Genomic DNA, 24219 nt, shown 5'->3' on the forward strand with positions numbered 1-24219 from the left:
GCCGCTGATCCCTGTGGGAGCGGGCTTGCTCGCGAAGGGGCCAGACCTGCTAAACACTCTCTCTTGAAACAATGTGAACCAGGCTTTTTCCATCTACCGTGTAGGATTCTGCGACAGCTTGCCGTTTGGTGATCCGGGGACTGGCACGTATGATGCTTCACAAACTTCCGCAGATTAGAAGCCTATGTCCCTGATAGTTCTACTGCTTCTGCCCTTTGTCGGCAGCTGTCTGGCAGCCTTGCTGCCGCACAACGCGCGTAACACCGAATCTTTGTTGGCTGGTGTGGTTGCCCTGATCGGCACCATTCAGGTCGCCCTCCTGTACCCGCAGATCGCCCACGGCGGCGTCATTCGCGAAGAATTTTTCTGGTTGCCCAGCCTGGGTCTGAACTTCGTCCTGCGCATGGACGGGTTTGCCTGGCTGTTCTCGATGCTGGTGCTGGGCATCGGCACGCTGGTGTCGCTGTACGCCCGTTACTACATGTCGCCGGACGATCCGGTGCCGCGGTTCTTTGCGTTTTTCCTGGCGTTCATGGGCGCCATGCTCGGGTTGGTGATTTCCGGCAACCTGATCCAGATCGTGTTTTTCTGGGAGCTGACCAGCCTCTTTTCATTCCTGTTGATCGGCTATTGGCACCACCGCGCCGATGCACGACGCGGCGCCTACATGGCGCTGATGGTCACCGGTGCGGGCGGTTTGTGTTTGCTGGCGGGGGTCATGCTGCTTGGCCATGTGGTCGGCAGCTATGACCTGGACAAGGTCCTGGCCGCCGGCGATCTGATTCGCGCACATGCCCTCTACCCTATCCTGCTGCCCCTGATCCTGATCGGCGCCCTGAGCAAAAGTGCGCAGTTCCCCTTCCATTTCTGGCTGCCCCACGCGATGGCGGCGCCGACGCCGGTCTCGGCCTATCTGCACTCGGCGACCATGGTCAAGGCGGGGGTTTTTCTGCTGGCGCGGCTGTGGCCGTCGTTGTCCGGCAGTGAAGAATGGTTCTACATCGTCAGCGGCGCCGGCGCGTGCACCCTGTTGCTCGGCGCGTATTGCGCGATGTTCCAGAACGACCTCAAGGGTCTGCTTGCGTACTCGACCATCAGCCACCTCGGCCTGATCACCCTGCTGCTCGGCCTGAACAGTCCGCTGGCCGCCGTGGCCGCCGTGTTCCACATTCTCAACCACGCCACCTTCAAGGCCTCGCTGTTCATGGCCGCCGGGATCATCGACCACGAAAGCGGTACTCGCGACATTCGCAGGCTCAGTGGCCTGATCAAACTGATTCCGTTCACCGCCACCCTGGCCATGGTTGCCAGCGCCTCGATGGCTGGCGTGCCGCTGCTCAACGGCTTCCTGTCGAAAGAGATGTTCTTCGCCGAAACCGTGTTCATCAACGCGACCGCCTGGATCGAGATGACCCTGCCGATCGTCGCGACCATCGCCGGCACCTTTAGCGTCGCTTACTCACTGCGCTTCACGGTCGACGTGTTCTTCGGCCCGACCGCCACCGACCTGCCGCACACCCCGCACGAACCACCACGCTGGATGCGCGCGCCGGTGGAGTTGCTGGTGTTCACCTGCCTGATCGTGGGGATTTTTCCGGCCCAAGTGGTCGGCTCGTTACTGGCCGCCGCTGCCCTGCCCGTCGTTGGCGGCACGCTGCCGGAATACAGCCTGGCGATCTGGCACGGCTGGAACGCACCGATGATCATGAGCCTGATCGCCATGTCCGGCGGCATCGTGCTCTACCTGCTGCTGCGCAATCAGCTCAAGCGCGGACGTTTCAAATACCCGCCGGTCATTGGCCTGTTCAACGGCAAGCGCCTGTTCGAGCGCAGCCTGGTGATCATGATGCGCCTGGCCCGTCGTCTGGAGCGGCGAATCAGCACCAAGCGCCTGCAAACCCAGCTGTTCCTGATGGTGCTCGCCGCCGTGCTGGCCGGTTTGATCCCGATGCTCCACAGCAGCCTGAGCTGGGGCGACCGGCCGAAGATTCCGGGCTCGATCGTGTTCGTGACCCTCTGGCTGCTGGCGATTGCCTGCGCCCTCGGCGCGGCGTGGCAGGCCAAGTATCACCGGCTCGCGGCCCTGACCATGGTCAGCGTCTGCGGACTGATGACGTGCATTACGTTTGTGTGGTTCTCGGCTCCGGACCTGGCGCTGACGCAACTGGTGGTCGAAGTGGTGACCACGGTGCTGATCCTGCTGGGCCTGCGCTGGTTGCCGCGACGGATCGAAGAAGTCTCGCCGCTGCCAAGCACACTGCGCAAGGCACGCATCCGTCGACTGCGCGACTTGCTGCTGTCGATCGCCGTCGGGGGTGGCATGGCGTTGCTGTCGTACGCGATGCTGACGCGCCAGACGCCGAACGATATTTCCTCGTTCTACCTCAGCCGCGCCTTGCCCGAAGGCGGCGGCAGCAACGTGGTCAACGTGATGCTGGTGGATTTCCGTGGCTTCGACACCCTCGGCGAAATCACCGTACTGGTGGCGGTGGCGCTGACTGTGTTCGCCCTGTTGCGACGCTTCCGTCCGCCGAAAGAAAGCCTGCAACTGCCGGCCCAACAACGTTTGCTTGCACCGGACGTGGTTACCGATCTGGTCAACCCGCGTCACGCCAGCGACACCGCGCTCGGCTTCATGATGGTGCCGGCGGTGCTGGTGCGCCTGCTGCTGCCGATTGCGTTTGTGGTGTCGATCTACCTGTTCATGCGCGGGCACAACCAGCCGGGCGGCGGGTTTGTCGCGGGGTTGGTGATGTCGGTGGCGTTCATCCTGCAATACATGGTCGCCGGCACGCAGTGGGTCGAGGCGCAAATGAGCCTGCGACCGTTGCGCTGGATGGGCACCGGCCTGCTGTTCGCCACGGTCACCGGGCTCGGGGCGATGGCAGTCGGTTATCCGTTCCTGACCACCCACACCTGGCATTTCGAACTGCCGGTATTCGGTGACATTCATATCGCCAGCGCGTTGTTCTTCGACATTGGCGTGTACTCGGTGGTAGTCGGCTCGACGCTGTTGATCCTCACCGCCCTCGCCCACCAATCGGTACGCGGCCACAAAACCGCCGCCCTGCCCAGATCCGTCGCCATGAAAGGAGCCGTCTGATGGAAGAAGTCATCGCAATCGCCATCGGCGTGCTCGCCGCGTCCGGCGTCTGGCTGGTGCTGCGACCACGGACGTTCCAGGTGGTCATGGGCCTGTGTTTGCTGTCGTATGGCGTCAACCTGTTCATCTTCAGCATGGGCAGCCTGTTCATCGGCAAGGAGCCGATCATCAAGGACGGCGTGCCCCAGGACCTGCTGCATTACACCGACCCGCTGCCGCAAGCGCTGGTGCTGACCGCCATCGTGATCAGCTTCGCCATGACCGCGCTGTTTCTTGTGGTGCTGCTCGCATCTCGCGGCCTCACCGGCACCGACCACGTGGATGGCCGGGAGCCTAAAGAATGAATGCGATGACGCACCTGATCGCCGCACCGATTCTGCTGCCGCTGCTGACCGCCGCGATCATGCTGATGCTGGGCGAGAAACACCGACCGCTGAAGGCCAAAATCAACCTGCTCTCCAGTCTGTTGGGCCTGGGGATTTCCGTGCTGTTGCTGCAATGGACGCAAACCACCGGCGTGCCCGGTTCCATCGGCGTGTACCTGCCGGGCAACTGGCAGGTGCCGTTCGGTATCGTGCTGGTAGTCGATCGCTTGTCCGCGCTGATGCTGGTGCTGACCGGGATCATCGGCGTCAGCGCCCTGCTGTTCGCCATGGCCCGCTGGGACGGCGCCGGTTCGAGTTTCCACGCGCTGTTCCAGATTCAGATGATGGGCCTGTACGGCGCGTTCCTGACGGCGGACCTGTTCAACCTGTTCGTGTTTTTCGAGGTGCTGCTGGCGGCCTCTTACGGCCTGATGCTCCACGGTTCGGGTCGGGCACGGGTGTCGTCGGGGCTGCATTACATCTCGATCAACCTGCTGGCCTCGTCGCTGTTCCTGATTGGCGCGGCGCTGATCTACGGCGTCACCGGCACTCTGAACATGGCCGACCTGGCGCTGAAAATTCCGCTGGTGCCGGAGGCCGATCGCGGCCTGCTGCATGCCGGCGCGGCGATTCTTGCCGTGGCGTTCCTGGCCAAGGCCGGGATGTGGCCGCTGAACTTCTGGTTGGTGCCGGCCTATTCCGCCGCCAGCGCGCCGGTGGCGGCGATGTTCGCGATCATGACCAAGGTCGGCGTCTACACCTTGCTGCGGTTGTGGACCTTGCTGTTCTCCGGTCAGGCCGGCGCCTCGGCGTACTTTGGCGGCGACTGGCTGATCTACGGCGGCATGGCGACCATCGTCTGCGCCGCCGTGGCGATCCTCGCCGCGCAACGGCTTGAGCGCATGGCGAGCCTGAGCATTCTGGTGTCGGCGGGGATTCTGTTGTCGGCCATCGGTTTCGCCCAGCCGAACCTGATCGGCGCGGCGCTGTTCTATCTGGTCAGCTCGACCCTGGCGTTAAGCGCGTTGTTTCTGCTGGCAGAGTTGATCGAGCGTTCGCGTTCGGCCAATGAAATGCCGCTGTTCGATGACGGCGACCTGATTGCCCGGCCGCTGGAGTCCCTGCAACCGCCCAAAGGCATCAACCTCGATGACGAACAGAAAGCCGTGGTCGGCCAGGTGATTCCCTGGACCATGGCGTTTCTCGGCTTGAGCTTCATCGCTTGCGCGTTGTTGATCATCGGCATGCCGCCGCTCTCCGGGTTCATCGGCAAACTGGGCTTGCTCAGTGCATTGCTCAACCCGCTGGGCTTGGGCAATGGCACGGGTGAACCCGTGTCGAACGCCGCGTGGGGCTTGCTGGCGTTACTGATTCTCTCCGGGTTGGCGTCACTGATTGCGTTTTCACGCGTGGGCATCCAGCGCTTCTGGACGCCTGAGGAACGCCCCTCGCCGTTGCTGCGACAGCTCGAATGCGTGCCGATCATCGCGCTGTTGGGGTTGAGCATTCTGCTGACTTTCAAGGCCGACCCCCTGTTGCGCTACACCCAGGCCGCCGCGCAGGCGTTGAATAACCCGCAGCAATACGTGATGGCGGTACTCGGCACCCGTGCGGTTCCGAGTCCGGAAGCCAAGGCAGCGGTCGCGGAGGTGCAACCATGAAACGCCTGTTTCCTGCCCCGTGGCTGTCGCTGGCGCTGTGGGTGTTGTGGCTGGTGCTGAACCTGTCGATCAGCCCCGGCAATCTGCTGCTGGGGGCCGTGCTCGGTTTTTGTGCGCCGTTGATGATGCGCAAGTTGCGACCCCTGCCGATTCGCATTCGGCGTCCCGGCGTGATCCTGGGTTTGTTCTTCATCGTCGGGCGCGACGTGCTGGTCTCCAACCTCGCCGTGGCCTGGGGCGTGCTCAACGCCGGGCGCCGGGCACCGCGCTCGCAATTCATCAAAGTGCCGCTGGACTTGCGTGACGCCAACGGCCTGGCTGCACTGGCGATGATCTGCACGGTGGTACCCGGTACGGTCTGGTCGGAACTGGCGCTGGACCGCAGCATTCTGTTGCTGCACGTCTTCGATCTGGAGGACGAAGCGCTGTTCATCCAGCACTTCAAGGCGACCTACGAGCGCCCCTTGATGGAGATCTTCGAATGAGCCCGTTACTGTCGAATGCGGTTCTGCTGAGCCTGTTCATCTTTTCGCTGGCGATGGTTTTGACCCTGATCCGCCTGTTCAAAGGGCCGTCGGCGCAAGACCGGGTTCTGGCGCTGGATTACCTGTACATCATCGCGATGCTGATGATGCTGACGCTGGGCATTCGCTACGCCAGTGACACTTACTTCGAAGCGGCGCTGCTGATCGCGCTGTTCGGCTTCGTCGGCTCGTTTGCCCTGGCGAAATTCCTGCTGCGTGGCGAGGTGATCGAATGAACGCTGAACTGTCTCTGTGGGTGGAAATCCCGGTGGCGATCCTGCTGGTGCTGAGCAGTGTTTTCGCATTGATCGGCGCGATCGGGCTGGTGCGGATGAAGGATTACTTCCAGCGCATGCACCCACCGGCGCTGGCCTCGACATTGGGTGCGTGGTGCGTGGCGCTGGGCTCGATCATCTACTTTTCGGCGCTCAAGTCAGGGCCGGTGTTACATGCCTGGCTGATCCCGATTCTGCTGGCGATTACCGTGCCGGTCACGACTTTGCTACTGGCGCGGGCGGCGTTGTTCCGCAAGCGTATGGCGGGGGATGATGTGCCGGCGGAAGTGAGTAGTCGGCGGAGTGAGAGCGGGAGTTAGGTTCAGAGATTTGTGTTGATTGGCAGGGCCTCTTCGCGGGCAAGCCTTGCTCCTACAGGTTATGTGTCGTTCACACAGGTGTGATTCAGCACAGAACCTGTAGGAGCAAGGCTTGCCCGCGAAGCTTTTCAGATCCAGGCAACAGCCAACAACCCCGCCCCCAACGCCACACACAACGGCGAATAAACCCAAGTGTCGAGCCGGGCAAACTTCGACCCCTTGACCTGCTTGAAAAACCCCACCAGGTTCGAATCGCCGATCGCCCGGGCGAACATCAGCATCGCGATGGCGCTGATCACCCATTGCAGCGATTGATGGGACACCGCCGGCATCCACCAGCCGACCCGCAAGCACACCAGCGCGGCGACCAGCAGCAATCCGAAAGCCACCAGCAACGTCAGCCATCCCGACGGTTTGAACGCGGGCCGCGATCTTGCGCCGTCCTCCCCCGGCACCTGCGGCACCGCCGCCACGGCAGCCCACTGGCCACCCAGCCCCCAGTAGACATGTATCAGGCTGATCAGCGCGAAGATTGTCACCAGCCATTGAGCCAACACAAACGTCATGTCGAGGATCCTTGAAAGGGATTTAACAGAATCATCCTAGTCGGCATTTTTAGAAGTGCGCGAATGATCAACGGTGATAAAGTGCCGCCCCATGAAACTCGCCCGAACCGATCGCTCACTCATTGCATGGATGCTTTATTGCTGCGTCCTGTTCAATGTGTTCGCCTGCAGCATCGGTCACGGGCAGATGGTCGGGATGCAGCTCAACGGCCTCGGCGGCCAGTTCTGTACGATCGACCCGAACACCCAGGCACCCGCCTCCTCAAACACCTCCGAAGACAAACTGCCGACACTGTCGAAAGCCTTCGGTTGCCCGTTGTGCTCCACCGGCGGCATGGGCCCGGCGCTCAATTCCAGCCTGACCCTGGCGATCCTCCCGGAACAACACAGCCCACCCCTGGCGGTCGTTGCCAGCGCTGACCTCCCCGCCCGTTTCACCTGGCCTTCGGCCACCCCCGCGCCCCGCCGCTCGCCTGAATCCCTTCGCCTTTCAATCAGCTCACTTCGCCAACGCGAGGCGTTCGCCTGTGCGCTGCTTCCTAGTCAAGCCTTCAGGATTCATCGATGAAAACCTTCCCTTTGCTGGCCAGCCTGTGCGGCTGCCTGTCCATTAACGCCTGGGCACACTCCACGGTGGACCTCGCACCGATCACCATTGACGGCGAAGCCACCGCCGAGCCGGGCCTGAGCCTGGATCAATCCAGCGGCATGGCCTCGCGCCTGGGGCTAAGCGTGCGTGACACCCCTGCCTCGGTGGCGATTGCCAACCGCAACGACATCGAACGCCGTGGCGCACAGAACTTCCAGGACGCCGCCAACACCCTGCCGGGCGTCAATGCCAGTGCGCCGCCGGGTTTCGGTGGGTTCGTCTCCTACCGTGGTTTCACCAGCGGCCAGATCACCCAGATGTTCAACGGTGTCAACGTCGCCGGTGGCCTCGCCCGGCCCGTGGATGCGTGGATCTATGATCGTGTGGAACTGGTGGGCGGCCCGTCATCGCTGATCAATGGCGCCGGCTCCGTAGGGGGTTCGCTGAACTACGTGACCAAACTGGCGACCCGTGAAGAGCAAGCAGTCGAAGGTCGGATCAGCTACGGCAGTTACGACACCACCCAGACCGCGTTCGGCCTTAACCATGCCCTCAGTGAAGCCGGTGCGGACGTGCAGCATTACGCCCGGCTCGACGTCAGCCACAACAACGGCAACGGCTACATCGATCGGCAGGAACGCGATGCGTGGAGCGTGGCGTTTTCGCTGCTCAGTGACCTGACGCCGAACCTGTCCCACACCCTGGCCCTGGAATATCAGGATGAACACGAAGACAGCCCTTACTGGGGCACGCCGGTGCTCAACCCCAAGGCCGGTGAATTGAAGATCGACAAGCACAACCGCTTCAACAACTACAACGTCGAGGATGGCCGCTACGAGCAGCGTACGATCTGGGTGCGCTCGATCATCGACTACCGGATCAACGACAGCACCACCCTGCGCAATACCCTTTATCACCTCGACAGCCAGCGCGATTACCGCAACCTGGAAACCTACCAGTACAGCGCCGACAACCGTGCAGTGAACCGCTCCACGGCGTATCAGGTCCGCCATCAGGGCGAGCAGAACGGCAACCAGTTCGAACTGCGTCACGACAACACGTTGTTTGGCCTCGATACGACCTGGTCCGGCGGTTTCGAGTACAAGGTCAACCAGACCACCAATTCGCCGCTGAACGTCAAAGGCGCCAGCACGGTCGATCCGAACAACTTTCAGCCGGGCCACTTCTACGACATTCCGGGGACTCGACCGGGCTTCGTCAGCGACAAGACCAACGAAGTCACCACTAAAGCCCTGTTCGTCGAGAACCGCCTGGCGCTGACCGACAAGCTGTCGTTGCTGACTGGCCTGCGTTATGACGCTATCGATCTGAACGTGACCAACCACCGGCAGGTGACCGCCAGCAATCCACGTCATCTCAAACGCAGCTGGGAACCGCTGACCGGCCGCGCCGGCCTGACCTGGCAGTTCATCCCTGACGCCAACGTCTACGTGCAATACAGCACCGCCGCCGAACAACCCAACGGCACGCAAAACTTTGATGTCTCCACCGGCAAGCAATGGGAGGTCGGCAGCAAATTCGATTATCTGGGTGGTCGCGGTTCGGCGACGGTGGCGGCTTACACGATTGAGCGCAAGGACTTTGCGGTCACTGATCCGCTGGACCCGACGAGCAGCATTCCCGTGGGTCAGCAGACATCCAAAGGGATCGAGTTGGCGAGTTCGCTGCGGATCACCGACAAGCTGTTGGCAGAAGGCAACTTCGCCTGGGTTGACGCTCAGTACGACGAGTTCACGGAGAAGAATGCGGCGGGTATGGTGGTGTCACGCAAGGGCAACACACCCACCAACGTGCCGGACCGGGTCGGCAATCTGTGGCTGACCTATGACTTTGCGCCGCAATGGCAAGGGGGCGTCGATGCGCGGTACGTCGCTTCGGTGTTTGCCGACAACGCCAACACGATGACCGTGCCGTCGTACACGCTTTACGGCACGTTTCTCAGTTACAAGGTCGATCGGCACACCACGGTCACTGGCCGGGTGCGCAACCTGACCAATGAGGTGTATGCCGAGTTTGCGCATGTGTCGCCGGCGTATTACCTGGGTACGCCGCGGACTTTTGAAATGGCGGTGCAAACCCGGTTTTAGTCCTGCATTTATCCTGTGGCGAGGGAGCTTGCTCCCGCTGGGCTGCGAAGCAGACCCAAACCATCACACCTCTAATCTTCAGTTTTAACGCAGCAGTCGGATGACGACTGCTGCGCAGTCGAACGGGACGGTGCGGCGATCCGACAAGCTTCCTTGCCACAATACTCACTGAAGACTGGCGGAGACTTTATCCGCCACATCCTTCGGCACCCACGCCTGCCACACATCCGGGTGCGCCTTCATGAACGCCTCCGCCGCCTGCCGCGGCGGGGTATGTTTCTCGCTCATTTCAGCCAGCGCCTTGTTCAACGGACCGATGGGAAAATCGACCTTGGTAAAGAACTCGGCGATCTGCGGGTACTGTTTCTGGAACGGTGTGGACACGCCAATCGACAGCTTCGAGGGCAATGAGCGAGTCGGCTTCGGATTCGGGTTATCGGCGTCGGTCAGGGTTTTCCAGGCTTCGGCGTCGAACGGCGGCTCTTCCAGTTGAACCAGTTTGAAACGCCCTAGCAAGGGTGTCGGCGACCAGTAATAGAAAAGAACCGGCTTGCCACGACGAATCGACGAACTGATTTCCGCATCCAGTGCCGCCCCGGAGCCGCTGCGGAAATTTACATAGCTCTCGTCCAGGCCATAGGCCTTGAGCTTCTGCTTGTTGACTACCTCCGACGTCCAGCCGATCGGGCTGTTGAGGAAACGCCCCTTGCCCGGGGATTCCGGATCGCTGAACACGCCCTTGTATTTCGGCAGGTCGCTGACGCTGCGCAGGTCCGGCGCCAGCGGCTTGATGCCTTTCGCCGGGTCGCCCTTGATCACGTATTCGGGCACCCACCAGCCTTCGGTGGCGCCCTTCACCGTATCGCCGAGGCTGACGACCTTGCCTTCGGCCTCGGCCTTGACCCAGACCGGGCTGCGACCGGCCCATTCTTCGCCGATGACCTGAATGTCATTGTTGGCCAGGGCGGTCTCCAGCGTGATGGTCGTCCCCGGCAAGGTATCGGTCGGCAGCCCGTAGCCCTTTTCGACGATGATCCGCAGGATATCGGTGATCAGGCTGCCGCTTTCCCAGTTCAGGTCGGCGAAATGGATCGGCGCCTGGGCGGCGAATACCGGAACGGGCGAACCCAGACCGAAAACGACCAGGGCAGTGGCCAGCAACCGTCGAAATCCGTTCATGCTTTGCACCTCGTGCTGTTCACAGCAATAGCAGGATGGCCTGATAAAGACCGCAAGCCTCAAAATACTCAGTCAACTGACTGTAGTAGAGGTTCCTGCTTTCGAGGGGGGAGGATTATTTTTCGGACGTTTCCTGCAAACGCGCCAGCTCTCTTCGTACCATGCTGGCGTACTCCGCCGGACGCAATGTGTAGATCTGCGACGCCACCCAACCCAACCATGCACCTTGCAGAACGGCCTTCTGGTCAAACAGCCGCTGAGCCTCGACTCGAGCGCTGGCCTGGTTCTGCTCGTGGAAATCGGCGCGGGTCAGGGTCATTACTCGCTGGCCTTGAACGTCACCAGTTCACCCTTGCGCCACTTGGCTGCCTTGGCCGTTACGGCTTTCAGGGTTTTGGTCAGGCCTTCCTGCAATTGTTGGTGAGCAGCAAACACCATCACCACGCTGTGACCTTCCTTGAACACGATCCCGTGGCCGTCGGCCGTGGTCACGAACGCGTAATCGCCGAGACCGTACACCGTCAGTTTGATTTCGCGGAACTTGATGTCCAGTTTGCCGCCTTCACGGCTGGGCAACACCGATGCACTGAAATGATCGCCAACCTTGAGTTTCAAGCCTGGCTTGTCGTCCACCACCAGTGCTGATTCGGTGTCGAGTTCGGCAATGTAAATGCCTTCAGCGTTCTGTTCGGTGATGTAAACAAAACGTGACTGGAACTGTTTAACCAGCTTTGCGCGCAAATCACCCAGCACGAACAAAGCATGCATATCGAGATTACTTACTGCCAAGGAAACATCCCCACATCTGAAAATGATGCTGCACGCTGACAGGCAGCGCACAGCAGAAAAAAAGCGGCAATGCCGAAGGTTGTAGCCAAAGGGTCCGGGTCGAATCCGGAAACGAGCAGAGTGCTCATCCATCGCGAGGCGTGAAAAGACTACTGGAATGTCACTCGCGTCGTCTTGCCTGGCGTTCGTCAGAAGTTGAAGGAAAACGCCCTTCTGTCCGCCAGAAAAACAGGATTACCAACCTTAGGGAAAAAACGCTGCAAAAAAAGCATTTTTCCGACATATCGCCCGCAAAAAATTGCTTTAGATGAACATCAATCGTCAACCCGTGACGGTGATTCTAGAGCAGCGATGCTCATCGAGACTACCCAAAACGACGTACACACGTCGGCAAAACAATGAAAAGGACTTCATATGTGCACCCTGACACACTTCGTTCCTCACACAAACCCTCCATCGACGCTGCCCCCGGCGATGTTCCCGCACACTGCGTTTGACCCTGCGGAGCGTGCCACGCCGCGCTTCCAGGTGGTACTGGCCGGCAATGCCTTCTTCCACATTAAGGAAATTTCCACAGGTCACGTAAGAGGTTTCCGCAGCAACCATAACGAAGCCTGCGCGCTTGCCCGCGCGCTCGAGTTACGGTGCTGAACGTTCTGCCTTATTCCACTCCTATAGACGTTTCGTCATGCCGACGAGTTAACTCAGCCGTCGGCAGGCAACTACTGCCATACTGGCGAACCAATGAAACCCGTTCCCAAGCCGGACGGCGTTCAACACAACAGAATATTTCCAAGGGAAGGCTGCTACGTGACGGAATTTGATATCGGTGAATTTTTTATCCGGGGCGAAGCCAGAGAAGTCGAAGGCGAATTCCAGGCCGTCATTATCATGCGCGCCAAACCGCCGCTGACCACGGTGACGTATCACCAGGTCGAGAAGGATCGCTGGTTCAAAACCTCGGACGTCGCCGAAATCGCCGCCAAGGAAGCCGCCAAGGCCCTGAAGCTCGCCGTCGATGAAGGTGCGTTGAAAGCTTGAGCACGACTCGCCGACGCGCTGAGGGCAGGAAGAATCGCATTAAACGATTGAAGTAACAGATTGAACAACTTCAACCGAAGTTGTGCCGGGCCAATGCCCGCCTGGAACAGGCACCTCAGCCCCGAGAGGTGCCTGCGGCGTGCGAGCCTTGAACAGGCTGCACGGTTTCTCGGCAAGATCAGATCAGTTTGCGTTTGATTGCTTCATCCAGCGTGCTTTGGGTCAGGTGCTTGAGCAGCGCATCCCCCCGTTCATTGAACGGCAAACCGACAATCAGCAGGACCTGCAACCAAGTGCGAGTACTCTCCTGTTTGACAATCTTGCCCAGCACATTGCCTTCCTGATCCTTGAACACCGTTTCCAGCGTGAACGTGTTGCTGAACGTCGTCGGGATCACAAACAGCGTGAACCCGGTCAGCCAGGCGCTGGCCAGATTCCCTTGCTCGTTATTGGTCAAGGTACTCGATACGTACAGGCTCGAATCGACCTTGTCCGTCGTCACGCTTTTGAACTGCCCGGACTCCTTGAAAGTGTCCAGAATGTGCTTTTGCACCAACTCCGCATTACCCACGCCACCCGACAGTTCGCCATTGAACTGACTTTGGGTGGTCACATGCAGATAAGCCGTGGGCTTGTCCTGTTTGGCCTGGGCTGGCGGCCACTGTTCGACTGGCGGCAATTCATGCTGGGAGTAGGAAATGCAACCCGTCAGGGTGCTGCTGGCCAACAGCAGCAAAGTCAGAAGGTACTTATTCATGTGCAGCCAGCTCCTTGGACGGGGTTCGCAGTTGAGGGGTGGCACTGGCCAGCAATTGAGCGATCAGTTCGCGCAACTGAGTACCGCCAAGGCGAGGATTGAGGTAATCGGCATTCCACATGCCGACATTCTTGTCGAGCTTGACCTGCTCGACCGACCTGGCCAATTGCTTGCCTTGGCGGTCTTCGATGATCAGTTCGCCGGCGAGGTCGTATTTGTCGATGTAGATCGGCCCGTCGACCCAGATCCAGATCGTCAGCGTAACCAGCGCACCAGGAATGTAAGCCGGGTGCATGGTGCGCTTTCCAGCCAGTGAGGTCAGGTTGAACTTGAGTACCACGTCGTCGTCGCCGGCCTTCGCCGGGAACACCACGATTCGCTTGAAATAGTCGCTCTTATCGACATAGGCGCTGACCTGATCGGTCAACTGCCGGCTACCGGCGGTACGCACCTTATCGTCCAGATCGGGAGCGGAAATCACCACATCGCTGATCTCGGCGCTACGATCGAGGGTGGACGGCGCAGCGCTCAAGGGTTCGCCGATAGGCCCCAGCGGTGTGAAAGACACACAGCCGGTCAGCGACAGGCCAAGCGCGATGGCCATCAAATACATTAGACGCTTCACTGCTTACATCCTTATTCATGCGGGATCGGAGTCGCGTCGGCTCGAAAGAAAATCGCACAAGGGATGGGACGGATCAGCACCGGAAGGTGTTAAACCTGAGCAGCGAGTGTCGACTACATCCGTGTATGGACTCTTTGACTGGCGGCGCAGTGACGCCAGAAACGCCAGAAACGCGACGGCATCGTAATCCTTGAAATGCCACCAGACAATAGCCCATTGCCATCATTGGTGGCGAATTCGGAGAAAGCTGCTAAACCCCTATCGAACTCTTGGCGCGCCGTTCTCTCAGATGCAAAGCCACCGCACAGTGGATTGCGCACTGCTCGCGACTGATTAACTGCAAGGAGATGAAGATGGACTCACCGACACACGACTTGAAAGGCTTGTTCGACCAGCTCGGCCTGGACTCCAGCGAGAAAGCCATCGATGATTTCATCGCCAGCCATTCCCCACTGCCCGATGATAAAAAACTCATCGATGCCGAATTCTGGACACCGCAACAAGCTGGCTTCCTGAAAGAGCAATTGCGTGAAGACGCTGATTGGGCGCGGGTGGTCGACGACCTGAATCTGCGTATGCATCAGGTTCACTAGTCAATGCAGGCTGTCGGGTGCTTCGGCACTTAACTGCGCCAACCAGGCAGCCCTGCACTCTTGCGCTTCATCGCGACTGGAGAATGCCGTTCCCCGGCGTTCGCCGTTCAGCAACACGACCCAGCAGACACTCTGCCCCACCGCACGCAAACTGGCGGGTACAGCGCTGCCAATCATCACGGCGATATCGACTTTGCTTTGCATGCTGACCTCTCGAACTTCATTAGCTACCTAATCATGTAGGCAGGGTAATGAGTTCATCGGCGAGGATACAGCGACTGCGTTGCACAGATTAATTGCCAGAACCGCAACAATGTCGTGATGCAGATTGCTTGAGAAAGCGGTGTGTCAGGCGACCTGTCTTGCGGATGAGCCCGGTACCCTGTGGGAGCTGGCTTGCCAGCGATGGCGGTGTGTCAGGCGGCGTAGGTTTTGTTGGTGTACATATCCATTCCTGCGGTAACGGCGGCTATTGGTTCCGCCCTTACGGCGGGTTACTTGGAAGAGCGCCAAGTAACCAAGCGCCTGCGCCCCTGACGTACGGTGCCTCGCTATGGCTCGGCATGCCCTCGCTCCGGTCCTGCTCCGTGGGCCCGCCGCCATCGGCCATCCATGGCCGGGGGCGGCTAATCCGGCATCCCTGCCGGGTTGCCCACTGCGCAGAACCTGCGCTCGGCCTTCCGACGGGGCAGATCAAGATCAAAAGCCAGATCAACAGCCAAAGCGAGGCGGCCTGATAGCCGACCTGAAGTCCGTCAGGATCATCGGGGTGAACACCCATGTCATGCCCGCCAACACTCCCTGTGGGAGCTGGCTTGCCAGCGATGAACGTCCAGACACCGCATTCATTCAGACAGCACGCATCATCGTTAACGACCATCGCTGGCAAGCCAGCTCCCACAGGGGAACGCGAACGCTTCAAACGACAGGCCGGCCGGTAGGCCGCCTCGGTTGCATTGGCGGTGGTCGCCCCCGGCCATGGATGGCCGATGGCGGCGGGCCCACGGAGCAGGGCCGGAGCGAGGGCACCCTGAGCCTAAGCGAAGGGCCGAACGAAAGGGGCAAAAGCGCTTGGTTACTTGGCGCTTCTCCAAGTAACCCGCTGTAAGAGCGGAACCAATAGCAGCCGTTACCGAAGAAACGGATATGCCCCCAACCCCACCCGCACAACTAAGCGAAACTCAGCGAGGACTCTCCGGCTTATACCCCAACCGCAAACCACCCCAATGCCGCCCCTTGAGCATGATCGGCACCGAAAGGTCGTGCATCAATTCACCGGTATCCCGCGTATAGGTCTGCAACAGAACAGCCTGTTGATGGCTGCCACAACGAATCCCGGTACGGTCGGCAAACTTGCGTTTCGTACGGTTCTGCAACGTATCAACCTGCACATCCCCTGTCAGCGGCTGGCTGAAAACCTTGTTATGGGTCGGCACATACCCCTGCTGCGTACAGGCGATAGCGAACACCAGGCCTTCATGACGCGGCAGCAATGGCTCCTGAATCGCCGGCAAAACCTGATCGGTGTAACGGTCGAAACGCGTCTGAAACTTCGCCGGACTGGTGTTGGGAATGGCCTGATAACTGCGATCAAACAAATCATCAAGACTGACAAGGCCTTGGTCGATATCCGCTTCGAAACGCGCCGCAATCTGACTTGCACCTTCGCGAGCCAAGTCATAAATCCGCTGGTGATAGTCATCCAGTCCGACTTCGGCGAGACGCTCACTGATGGTTTCGGCCTGGCCTTCCATTTGTACGGCGGCTTGCGCCAGACGCTGGGTCTGTTGGTCGCTGATTGCCAGGTCACCGCGCATCTGCTCGATGGCGTGAAACAGACTGTCGAGTTGCTCGCGGTTGGTCTCAGCACCCTTGGCGATTTCACCGACCTGACTTTCGACGCCGGCCGCCAGGCGCGCAATGTTTTCGAGGTGCTGCCCCGTGTGCTCGACCTGTTCGACGCCGATATCGAGGTCGCTGGAAAGCTGACGGATCTGCTCAACCACCTGCGCGGTGCGTTGCTGGATATCGGCGACCATCTCGCCGACTTCACCGGTCGCCGTTGCTGTACGTGCGGCCAGGCCACGAACCTCATCGGCCACCACCGCAAACCCGCGTCCATGCTCCCCGGCTCGCGCCGCTTCGATTGCCGCGTTCAACGCCAGCAGGTTGGTCTGGCTGGCGATGGACTGGATCACCAGCGTGACTCGCTGGATATCGTCGCTGCGCAGGCTCAGGGCTTCGATCAGCTCACGGCTGTTGTTGGCGCGCTGACTGAGTTGATGCATACGACTGATGGATTCGATCAACTCCGTGCGCCCTGCCGCGCTGCTCTGGTGAGCTTCACTGGCAGCACTGAGGGCGGCTCGACTGAGTGTCGAGGTCGCGTGTTCGGTGGCGATCATCACTTCGGCGTTACTGACAATCTGTGCCGCGGCACCGAGTTGTGATTGCAGTTTGTCCGCCAGCTGCTTGACCGAATAGGCCACGCCAGCGGCTGACAGTGCGTTGTGACTGGTGGTGTAGGAAAGATCGCGAGTCAGCTCGGCGATGGCACTGGAGCTGTCGGCGGATGATTCTTCGGGGATGGCTCGGGAACGTAGCCGAGGCAGCCAGATAATCAGGACGGCCAACGGCAGGCCGAGGTAAAGCGACCAGCCGCCCAGCGTCATGCCGCACAGCAAGAGCATCAGGGAGATGCTTTGCAATGTGGGCGTCAGCCAAAGGTTTTTCGACAAAAGCACGGGTGCAGGCACTGCCCCGACCAGAGATCCGTCCCGCGTCATATCTTCACCCCATGCACTTCTAATTGTTGTATCCGCATTTAACGCCACTACAAGGCCATTATCCATGGTCCATTAGTAGTGTGCCTTGCAGCAAATCAATAGAAGAGCCCAAGGTTTTTCGCAGACGAAAAAAAGCATCGCGGGCCAGCCTTGCTCCTTCAGGAGTGAGGCTGGCCCGCGATGCGGGGCGCTACGAAATCAGGCCTGACGCTGGTGCTTGTCGATCTGTTCGTGACGCTCTTGAGCTTCGATGCAGTACTTGGTGGTCGGGCTGATCAGCAGGCGTTTCAGGCCAATGGCCTCGCCGCTGTCGTCGCACCAGCCGAAGCTGTCTTCCTTGATGCGTTCCAGCGCCTGTTCCAACTGAGGCAGCATGCGCTGGTCGCGATCGATCGCGTTCACCAGCCAGGTGCGCTCTTCTTCGACAGACGCCGCGTCAGCCGGATCGGCCGGGGTGTCCAGGCTCTCGATGGCGATGCGGTTCTGTTCGATGCGCTCATGGGTTTCGACTTTCATGTTCTGCAACAGCTCAGAGAAAAAAGCATGTTGCTCGGCATTCATGTAGTCATCCGCCGGCATGGCCAGCAACTTGTCCTTTGTCATTGATATCTCTATAAAAAAACGTGCATTAAGGCGAATTAGGGAGCGTTCCGGCGGACCTGGTCTGGCCATCGGAACGGCGCCGTTTATTCCAAGCGCCACCCGGCACTCAATTTACGAGGGGCGGCAGTCTAAGGCCGACTTGAGGCCCCAGCAACTGAAAAGTCAGCGAATTTGTCCGACAAAGCCTTGAAAGTGCTCTATGGCAGCCTTTGCGGTGGTTATCGGAGTGCGTTTATAGCAAGAAATTCAATCGAGCGGCTGTATATAGAAGACAAACGGCTGCGACAGAACGGGTTATCGACCGCATTTGCAAGTTGATGAGTCGCAGGTGCAACACGTTTGCAGCGCGTGGAACCTCGGCTAAGGTTACCCATCCCGAAACGGCCATCTGAAGGAGCGGTGCAATGAAACTGATCGGCATGCTGGATTCGCCTTACGTGCGACGGGTCGCCATTACTGCCAAACGCCTGGGCATCGACCTCGATCACCAATCGGTTTCGGTGTTTCGGCACTTCGAGCAGTTTCAGCAGATCAACCCGGTGGTCAAGGCGCCGACACTTGTGCTGGATGATGGCGAGGTGTTGATCGACTCGACATTGATCATCGATTACCTGGAGGCGCTGGCCGCACCGGGTAAAAGCCTGATGCCCGGCGAGCTGGATCAGCGTCTGCGTTCGTTACGCTTGATCGGCCTGGCGCTGGCAGCGTGCGAAAAGTCCGTACAGCTTTATTACGAACGCAACCTGCGGCCTGCGGAAATCCAGTTTGAGCCTTGGGTGGAACGGGTCGAAGGGCAATTGGCGGCGGCGTATTCGGCGCTGGAGCGGGAGTTGGAAATGCAACCCCTGAAGACTGACGGTTCGATCGATCAGGACGGGATTGCGCTGGCGGTGGCCTGGAGCTTCACCAATCTGGTGGTGCCGGATCAGGTGGATGATCAGCAGTTTCCACGGATCAGTGCATTCACGGCGTATGCCGAAGGGCTTGATGATTTTGTGAGTACGCCCATCGAGTAGATGGATTTGTTGCGCCTGACTTGACGTCTTCGCGAGCAGGCTCGCTCCCACAATGGGAACGCGGTCGACTGTGGGAGCGAGCCTGCTCGCGAAGGCGTATTCATAGTCGCCCTCATTCTTGACTGGCCGCCAGCTCACATAAAAACGCCGCTTCTACCCAAGGCAGAAGCGGCAGAGGCATCAGCCTCGGACAATCAATGCATGAACAGGGCGATCAGAATGATGATCGGGATCGGTACACCGAGAAAGAACAGCAGTAATGAGCGCATGACGATTCTCCAGGGTTAACGAACAGGCACATTGGCCACATAAGCGTCGGATTCCAGATACACCACCGCGTCCCGACGACGGCCGCCGTAGGTAGCGGCGAGGCTGGCGAAAAATGCACCGATCAGCAGCGCGATGAACATCCACAGCGACGTCCATGCCGCGACTTTGGCGGCGGTGTCAGCGGCTTGTTGGGCGGCCAGTTTCGCGTCGGCAACGGCTTTTTGGGTGCGGGCATAGACTTCATCGACACGACGTTCAGCGTCCGCTTGCGTGAGGTTGGTCCGTTGAGCCACCAGTTGCGCCAGATACGTGCGGTCTTCGGCGGCCAGTTGACCGTCGTTGCTTAGCGAGCGCACGAAGATACGGGTCACCGTACCGCGAGCAGCGTCATCACTGATGGCAGCCGGGCGATCGTCGCGGAACAGGCTATCGACAAAATAGCCGTACTGGTCGCTGTTGGTATTACCGGCGGCGGTTCCGGCCGCTTGGGTCGCAGCACTTGCGGCACCACCGACAACATTCGCACCGGCTTGCACCCCGCCGCTGACGATGCTGCTGACCGAGCCGACGACCAGCGTCGCGGTCACCAGTGTCGCCACGCACCAGGCCAGGAAGCCGTGGGCCGTGTCGCGGAAGTAGACTTCATCGCCATGCATATACGCCCACTTCACCCGCAGGCGACCGGCGATGTAACCACCGAGCCCGGAAGCGACGATTTGCGTTGCGGCTAGCCAGATAATCGTTGAAATGCCCAGGCCTTTGGCGCTGACGCCTTCATTGGCCCATGGGGAAACCGCCGAAAAACCCAGGCCGAAACCGAGCAGTACCAGGATCAACGACAACGCCGCCGCAGCAGCGGCCCCGGCGAAAATCGCACCCCAGGAAACGCCCGACAGCGTGCTTGATTCTTCTGCGGCAGGATAGAAACCATCAGAGGATCTATTCATTGTGTGTCGCTCCAGGCAGGAAAGATGTTGTTACAACTCGTCATAAGAGGAATTGCAGTCACCGTGCCAGTCGCCGACTTTAAATAAATAGAGTTATTTCAGACACTTATAAAATTTGAACTTCTTATTTCCATGCAATTTGCAAGGTACAGCGCATTGCAGCGGGTTTTCTGCATTGCGACATTATTACTTGCGTCGGTAGCTCTTGTTACCGCCTGGCGTCAGGCAATACACCCCGCCTCGTGGCCCCGTGCAAAATGAGCCCGAGCCGCACGTACAGCTATCGGCGCTCTTCAATAAGGTTTGCGGGCGAGCCTGGCTTGAATCTCCATAAATAGACGAACAACTTTTCTTCGACGCGCTGATAGAGCCGTCGTTGCACAGAAACAGGTCGCCGTCACAGCGATCAATACCGCCCTTCTTTCCCGAACACGGCGTGTTACCCGCCCAGGCACTACCGCTGATGACACACAGCAACAACACAAAAATCGGCATCCCGCCACGGCGAATCAAAGCGCGCACAGTCCAGCTCCCTGTAGAGTTATGGCTATATGATATCAACGATCATGACGTCCCATGACCCACATGAAAGTTAATTTAAAAAGTCGGCGGCATTTCTTGGCAGAATGCCCACACACTTGCCTTGAACTGACTATCAGGTCCGCCCTATGACCCGCATCTTGACCATCGAAGACGACGCCGTGACCGCCCGGGAAATCGTCGCCGAATTGAGCAGCCACGGCCTCGACGTGGATTGGGTCGACAATGGCCGCGAAGGTCTTGAGCGCGCGGTCAGCGGCAACTACGACCTGATCACCCTCGACCGCATGCTGCCCGAGCTCGATGGCCTGGCGATTGTTACGACACTGCGGACCATGGGCGTGGCCACGCCGATCCTGATGATCAGCGCCCTCTCCGATGTCGACGAGCGCGTACGCGGTTTGCGTGCCGGTGGTGACGATTACCTGACCAAACCGTTTGCCACCGATGAAATGGCCGCGCGGGTCGAAGTGTTGCTGCGCCGCCAGAATACTGTGACCGCCCAGGCCACCACGCTGCGGGTGGCGGACCTGGAACTGAACCTGATCAGCCACGAAGCCAGCCGCGACGGTCAACTGCTGACGCTGCTGCCCACCGAGTACAAATTGCTGGAATTCCTGATGCGCAACACCGGGCAGATTCTGTCGCGGATGATGATTTTCGAAGAGGTCTGGGGCTATCACTTCGACCCTGGCACCAACCTGATCGACGTGCACATCGGCCGACTGCGCAAGAAGATCGACCCGCCCGGCAATGTCCCCCTGATTCGGACCGTGCGAGGCTCGGGTTATGTCATTGCCGAACCCCTCTAAAGGCTGGCGTTCTTCCAGCAGCCGCTTGCTGGCGCTCTACAGTTCGCTGTTCGTGCTCTGGAGCGGGATTCTCATGGGGGTCATGTATTACGAGGTGTCCGCCTACCTGGACAACCTGGCCAAGCACTCGCTGATGCAACGCCAGCATTTGTTCTCGCGCTTTTCCGGAGAACAATTGGTGGACGCCCTCGCCGTCAGCATGACTTTCGACATTCGCGGCATTGACGCCTACGGCCTGTTCGATGCCGAGCATCACTACCTCAGCGGCGCCCTGCGGCACATACCTGCAGGTTTGCCGCTGGACGGCAGGATTCACATGCTCAGCGACTGCGCCGAATCCGACGACCCGACCCTGCCCAGCGACAGTTGCGATGCGGTGGCGACCCAGACGCTTGATGGTCGCTGGCTGATACTGGTGCGCGACAACGGCTCGCTGTTCGCCGTGACCCGGATCATCCTCCACGCGCTGTTCTGGGGCGTAACCCTGACCATTTTGCCGGGCATCGTCGGATGGCACCTGTTGCGCCGTCGACCGCTGCGGCGCATTCGCGGGATTCAGGCCAGTGCCGAGGCGATTGTCGCCGGTGACCTGACACGACGTTTGCCGCTGTCCAATCGCCGCGACGAACTGGACATGCTCGCCGCCATCGTCAACGCCATGCTCGAACGCATCGAGCGCTTGATGAACGAGGTCAAGGGTGTGTGCGACAACATTGCCCACGACTTGCGCACGCCGCTGACACGCTTGCGGGCGCAGTTGTACCGTATGCAGCAACAGGCGGGCGAAGGCTCCCCGGAAGCGGCGCAACTGGATTCAGTGTTGAGTGAAGCGGACACGCTGATGGCGCGCTTTCGCGGTTTGCTGCGGATTTCCGAGCTGGAAGACCGGCAGCGGCGCTCCGGTTTTGTGCAGCTCGACCCGGTGCCATTGCTGCAGGAACTGCACGACTTTTATCTGCCCCTGGCGGAGGAAGACGAGCTGGTTTTCAAGCTGCAATTGCCCGAATCATTGCCGGCGCTGAACGGTGATCGCGCGCTGTTGTTCGAAGCCGTGGCGAACCTGTTGAGCAATTCGATCAAATTCACACCGCCGGGCGGCGAGGTGATTTTGCGCGGGGTCAATGAGGGTGGGCATACGCGGATCGAAGTACTCGACTCCGGACCGGGCATTCCTGCGGCCGAACGCGAAGCCGTGTTCCAGCGCTTCTATCGCGCCGAAGGTGGCAATCAGCAAAGCGGGTTCGGGCTGGGGCTGTCGATCGTCGCGGCGATTGTCAGCCTGCATGGGTTTTCGCTTGAAGTGGATACCAGTGAGTTGGGTGGAGCGAAGTTAGTGCTCGACTGCCGGCAGAGTTTAATTGCCCAGACCTGACACCGTTTTCCTGAACTGACACAAAACCTGTGGGAGCGAGCCTGCTCGCGATGGCTGCCTTCCAGTCAACATTGATGTTGTCTGACACGACGCTATCGCCGGCAAGCCGGTCTCGCTCCCACAAGGGATTTGTGGTGTTTGTCAGGTCGGGTAGTTGGCTCGGAGGGCCTCAAGTCCACCCTGGTAGATGCCGGCAAACAGCGCCGTCACCTCCTCCTCACTCACACCAACCGGTGCAAACCGACCCGACCAGGTCACCCGCGCGCCCTCCCCCTGGGCTTCAACGCGAATCGTCGCCAGGTAATCAGTCGCCGGAAAAGGCGCCTGCAAAATCGAGTAGCTGTACGTCTTCCCGGCGTTATCAAACGCTTCCAGCCGCTCAACCACCATCGCCCCATCCGCCGTTTGCAGACTGCGCACACGCCCGCCTTCGCTCAGCTCGCTTTTCGGAATGAACGGCAGCCAGTCCGGCAGCGAATTGAAGCCGCCGATCAATTGCCAGACCTGCTCGGCCGAAGCCGGGATGTCGATAAACGCTGATGCAGTTGCCATGTAATTTCTCTCTCAATCAAAAAACTTCAGATTGCCATGCTGTCGACGACACCGCCGTCGACTCGAAGGGCTGCGCCGGTTGTTGCCGACGACAGCGGCGAAGCGATGTACGCCACCAGGTTGGCGACTTCCTCGACATTCGCCACGCGCTGGATGATCGAAGTCGGCCGGGCCTTGCGCACGAAGGCGTCGGCTTCTTCCCGAACACTGCGCCCGGATTCGGCCGTTGCGTCCTTGAGCATCTGCTCAAGACCATCGGTCAACGTCGGGCCGGGCAGGATCGCGTTGACCGTCACGCCAGTACCCGCCAGCCGCTTCGCCAAGCCATGGGATACCGCGAGGTTGGCGCTTTTGGTCACGCCATAGTTGAGCATGTCGGCCGGAATCGCGATCCCGGATTCCGAGGACAGGAAGATCACCCGCCCCCAGCCCTGCTTGACCATGTCCGGCACGTAATGCCGTGACAGGCGCACACCGGAGATCACGTTGACCTCGTAGAAACGCGTCCACTCGCTGTCCGGCGTGTCGAAGAAATCCACCTCGTTGAAGATCCCGAGGTTGTTGACCAGGATGTCGGCGCGCGGCTCGGCGGCGAACAATTGCTCGGCGCCTTCGGCAGTGCCGAGGTCTGCGGTCAGGCCGCGCAACTGTGCGCCCGGCACGCTCTGGCGAATGCTTGCCAGCGCTTGCTCGACCTTGGCGGTTTCGCGGCCGATCACCACCACCGTGGCGCCGGACTCGGCCAGTGCCTTGCTGATGCCCAGGCCAATGCCGGCGGTGCTGCCGCTGACGATGGCAAGTTTTCCAGTCAGATCGATCTTCATGT

At 59.8% G+C, this 24219-nt stretch carries 26 protein-coding genes and 1 pseudogene; 14 read left to right on the forward strand and 13 right to left on the reverse strand.

The window, feature by feature from the left end; genetic code table 11:
- The first annotated feature begins 184 nt into the window (after positions 1–184).
- The 6 genes from KJF94_RS14285 to KJF94_RS14310 are packed head-to-tail and all read left to right on the forward strand — an operon-like array spanning position 185 to position 6248.
- On the forward strand, positions 185–3103 hold the full coding sequence (locus KJF94_RS14285) for a monovalent cation/H+ antiporter subunit A (RefSeq protein ID WP_214384415.1): 2919 nt from the start codon (positions 185–187) through the stop codon (positions 3101–3103).
- The gene (locus KJF94_RS14290; RefSeq protein WP_003202835.1) at positions 3103–3447 is read left to right on the forward strand and encodes a Na+/H+ antiporter subunit C; all 345 of its coding nucleotides are present in this window, start codon (positions 3103–3105) and stop codon (positions 3445–3447) included. The genes KJF94_RS14285 and KJF94_RS14290 overlap by 1 nt, the downstream gene beginning before the upstream one ends.
- Positions 3444–5129, forward strand: a complete 1686-nt coding sequence (locus tag KJF94_RS14295; RefSeq protein WP_214384417.1) for a monovalent cation/H+ antiporter subunit D — start codon at positions 3444–3446, stop codon at positions 5127–5129. Before KJF94_RS14290 ends, KJF94_RS14295 begins: the two co-directional genes overlap by 4 nt.
- A complete protein-coding gene (locus KJF94_RS14300; protein ID WP_214384419.1) occupies positions 5126–5614 on the forward strand; it encodes a Na+/H+ antiporter subunit E in 489 nt (162 codons plus the stop codon). Before KJF94_RS14295 ends, KJF94_RS14300 begins: the two co-directional genes overlap by 4 nt.
- Positions 5611–5889: a K+/H+ antiporter subunit F gene (locus KJF94_RS14305; protein WP_008029179.1), complete on the forward strand. Its 279-nt coding sequence runs from the start codon at positions 5611–5613 to the stop codon at positions 5887–5889. The genes KJF94_RS14300 and KJF94_RS14305 overlap by 4 nt, the downstream gene beginning before the upstream one ends.
- A complete protein-coding gene (locus tag KJF94_RS14310; RefSeq protein WP_150632890.1) occupies positions 5886–6248 on the forward strand; it encodes a Na+/H+ antiporter subunit G in 363 nt (120 codons plus the stop codon). Before KJF94_RS14305 ends, KJF94_RS14310 begins: the two co-directional genes overlap by 4 nt.
- 128 nt (positions 6249–6376) lie before the next feature.
- Here KJF94_RS14310 and KJF94_RS14315 read toward each other — a convergent pair whose 3' ends face one another.
- Positions 6377–6814 carry a DUF3995 domain-containing protein gene (locus tag KJF94_RS14315; RefSeq protein WP_214384421.1) on the reverse strand — a complete coding sequence of 146 codons (438 nt, stop codon included), beginning with the start codon at positions 6812–6814 and terminating at the stop codon, positions 6377–6379.
- 91 nt (positions 6815–6905) lie between these two features.
- Between KJF94_RS14315 and KJF94_RS14320 the strand changes: the two are divergent.
- Positions 6906–7291 (forward strand): annotated as a pseudogene (locus KJF94_RS14320) (DUF2946 domain-containing protein).
- Positions 7292–7378: 87 nt separating this feature from the next.
- Complete coding sequence (locus tag KJF94_RS14325) at positions 7379–9511, forward strand: TonB-dependent receptor (RefSeq protein WP_214384425.1); 2133 nt, start codon at positions 7379–7381, stop codon at positions 9509–9511.
- A 165-nt stretch (positions 9512–9676) separates the two neighbouring features.
- Here KJF94_RS14325 and KJF94_RS14330 read toward each other — a convergent pair whose 3' ends face one another.
- From KJF94_RS14330 to KJF94_RS14340, 3 genes are all read right to left on the reverse strand, one after another.
- Positions 9677–10690 (reverse strand): ABC transporter substrate-binding protein, encoded by a 1014-nt coding sequence (locus KJF94_RS14330; RefSeq protein ID WP_214384427.1) that lies wholly within the window; start codon positions 10688–10690, stop codon positions 9677–9679.
- 115 nt (positions 10691–10805) lie between these two features.
- Positions 10806–11009 (reverse strand): hypothetical protein, encoded by a 204-nt coding sequence (locus KJF94_RS14335; protein ID WP_214384429.1) that lies wholly within the window; start codon positions 11007–11009, stop codon positions 10806–10808.
- Positions 11009–11479, reverse strand: a complete 471-nt coding sequence (locus KJF94_RS14340; protein ID WP_007907879.1) for a hypothetical protein — start codon at positions 11477–11479, stop codon at positions 11009–11011. The genes KJF94_RS14335 and KJF94_RS14340 overlap by 1 nt, the downstream gene beginning before the upstream one ends.
- A gap of 414 nt (positions 11480–11893) precedes the next feature.
- On the opposite strand from KJF94_RS14340, the gene KJF94_RS30570 reads away from it, so the two are divergent.
- Both KJF94_RS30570 and KJF94_RS14345 read left to right on the forward strand, forming a co-directional pair.
- Positions 11894–12130: a hypothetical protein gene (locus KJF94_RS30570; protein ID WP_375379847.1), complete on the forward strand. Its 237-nt coding sequence runs from the start codon at positions 11894–11896 to the stop codon at positions 12128–12130.
- 159 nt (positions 12131–12289) lie between these two features.
- The gene (locus KJF94_RS14345) at positions 12290–12520 is read left to right on the forward strand and encodes a hypothetical protein (RefSeq protein ID WP_214384431.1); all 231 of its coding nucleotides are present in this window, start codon (positions 12290–12292) and stop codon (positions 12518–12520) included.
- Positions 12521–12698: 178 nt separating this feature from the next.
- Here KJF94_RS14345 and KJF94_RS14350 read toward each other — a convergent pair whose 3' ends face one another.
- Positions 12699–13277, reverse strand: a complete 579-nt coding sequence (locus KJF94_RS14350; protein ID WP_214384433.1) for a hypothetical protein — start codon at positions 13275–13277, stop codon at positions 12699–12701.
- Positions 13270–13902 carry a hypothetical protein gene (locus KJF94_RS14355; RefSeq protein WP_214384435.1) on the reverse strand — a complete coding sequence of 211 codons (633 nt, stop codon included), beginning with the start codon at positions 13900–13902 and terminating at the stop codon, positions 13270–13272. Before KJF94_RS14355 ends, KJF94_RS14350 begins: the two co-directional genes overlap by 8 nt.
- Positions 13903–14255: 353 nt before the next feature.
- Here KJF94_RS14355 and KJF94_RS14360 point away from each other — a divergent pair, with 353 nt between their 5' ends.
- Positions 14256–14495, forward strand: coding sequence for a DUF2789 domain-containing protein (locus tag KJF94_RS14360; RefSeq protein WP_054052826.1), 240 nt, complete (start codon positions 14256–14258; stop codon positions 14493–14495).
- Here KJF94_RS14360 and KJF94_RS14365 read toward each other — a convergent pair whose 3' ends face one another.
- The 3 genes from KJF94_RS14365 to KJF94_RS14375 form a co-directional block, all read right to left on the reverse strand.
- Entirely contained in the window at positions 14496–14699 is a 204-nt protein-coding gene (locus KJF94_RS14365) for a hypothetical protein (RefSeq protein WP_214384437.1), read from the reverse strand.
- 977 nt (positions 14700–15676) lie between these two features.
- Complete coding sequence (locus KJF94_RS14370; protein WP_431768151.1) at positions 15677–17347, reverse strand: methyl-accepting chemotaxis protein; 1671 nt, start codon at positions 17345–17347, stop codon at positions 15677–15679.
- 132 nt (positions 17348–17479) lie between these two features.
- The gene (locus KJF94_RS14375; RefSeq protein WP_007907888.1) at positions 17480–17884 is read right to left on the reverse strand and encodes a TraR/DksA family transcriptional regulator; all 405 of its coding nucleotides are present in this window, start codon (positions 17882–17884) and stop codon (positions 17480–17482) included.
- 404 nt (positions 17885–18288) lie between these two features.
- Here KJF94_RS14375 and KJF94_RS14380 point away from each other — a divergent pair, with 404 nt between their 5' ends.
- On the forward strand, positions 18289–18900 hold the full coding sequence (locus KJF94_RS14380) for a glutathione S-transferase family protein (RefSeq protein ID WP_214384441.1): 612 nt from the start codon (positions 18289–18291) through the stop codon (positions 18898–18900).
- Between the two features lie 284 nt (positions 18901–19184).
- On the opposite strand, the gene KJF94_RS14385 is transcribed toward KJF94_RS14380, so the two are convergent.
- Both KJF94_RS14385 and KJF94_RS30220 read right to left on the reverse strand, forming a co-directional pair.
- The gene (locus KJF94_RS14385) at positions 19185–20117 is read right to left on the reverse strand and encodes a hypothetical protein (RefSeq protein ID WP_214384443.1); all 933 of its coding nucleotides are present in this window, start codon (positions 20115–20117) and stop codon (positions 19185–19187) included.
- A 186-nt stretch (positions 20118–20303) separates the two neighbouring features.
- Entirely contained in the window at positions 20304–20612 is a 309-nt protein-coding gene (locus tag KJF94_RS30220) for a YdcA family protein (RefSeq protein ID WP_250548314.1), read from the reverse strand.
- A gap of 173 nt (positions 20613–20785) precedes the next feature.
- Between KJF94_RS30220 and KJF94_RS14390 the strand changes: the two genes are divergently transcribed.
- Together KJF94_RS14390 and KJF94_RS14395 are read left to right on the forward strand one after the other, a co-directional pair.
- Positions 20786–21469 (forward strand): response regulator transcription factor, encoded by a 684-nt coding sequence (locus KJF94_RS14390; protein ID WP_095055782.1) that lies wholly within the window; start codon positions 20786–20788, stop codon positions 21467–21469.
- The gene (locus tag KJF94_RS14395) at positions 21447–22841 is read left to right on the forward strand and encodes a sensor histidine kinase (protein ID WP_214384445.1); all 1395 of its coding nucleotides are present in this window, start codon (positions 21447–21449) and stop codon (positions 22839–22841) included. Before KJF94_RS14390 ends, KJF94_RS14395 begins: the two co-directional genes overlap by 23 nt.
- 141 nt (positions 22842–22982) lie before the next feature.
- Here KJF94_RS14395 and KJF94_RS14400 read toward each other — a convergent pair whose 3' ends face one another.
- A complete protein-coding gene (locus KJF94_RS14400) occupies positions 22983–23393 on the reverse strand; it encodes an SRPBCC family protein (RefSeq protein ID WP_214384447.1) in 411 nt (136 codons plus the stop codon).
- Between the two features lie 26 nt (positions 23394–23419).
- Positions 23420–24217, reverse strand: coding sequence for an SDR family NAD(P)-dependent oxidoreductase (locus KJF94_RS14405; RefSeq protein ID WP_214384449.1), 798 nt, complete (start codon positions 24215–24217; stop codon positions 23420–23422).
- Positions 24218–24219 lie beyond the last annotated feature (2 nt).

The sequence above is a fragment of the Pseudomonas hormoni genome, assembly GCF_018502625.1.
Lineage (GTDB): Bacteria > Pseudomonadota > Gammaproteobacteria > Pseudomonadales > Pseudomonadaceae > Aquipseudomonas > Aquipseudomonas hormoni.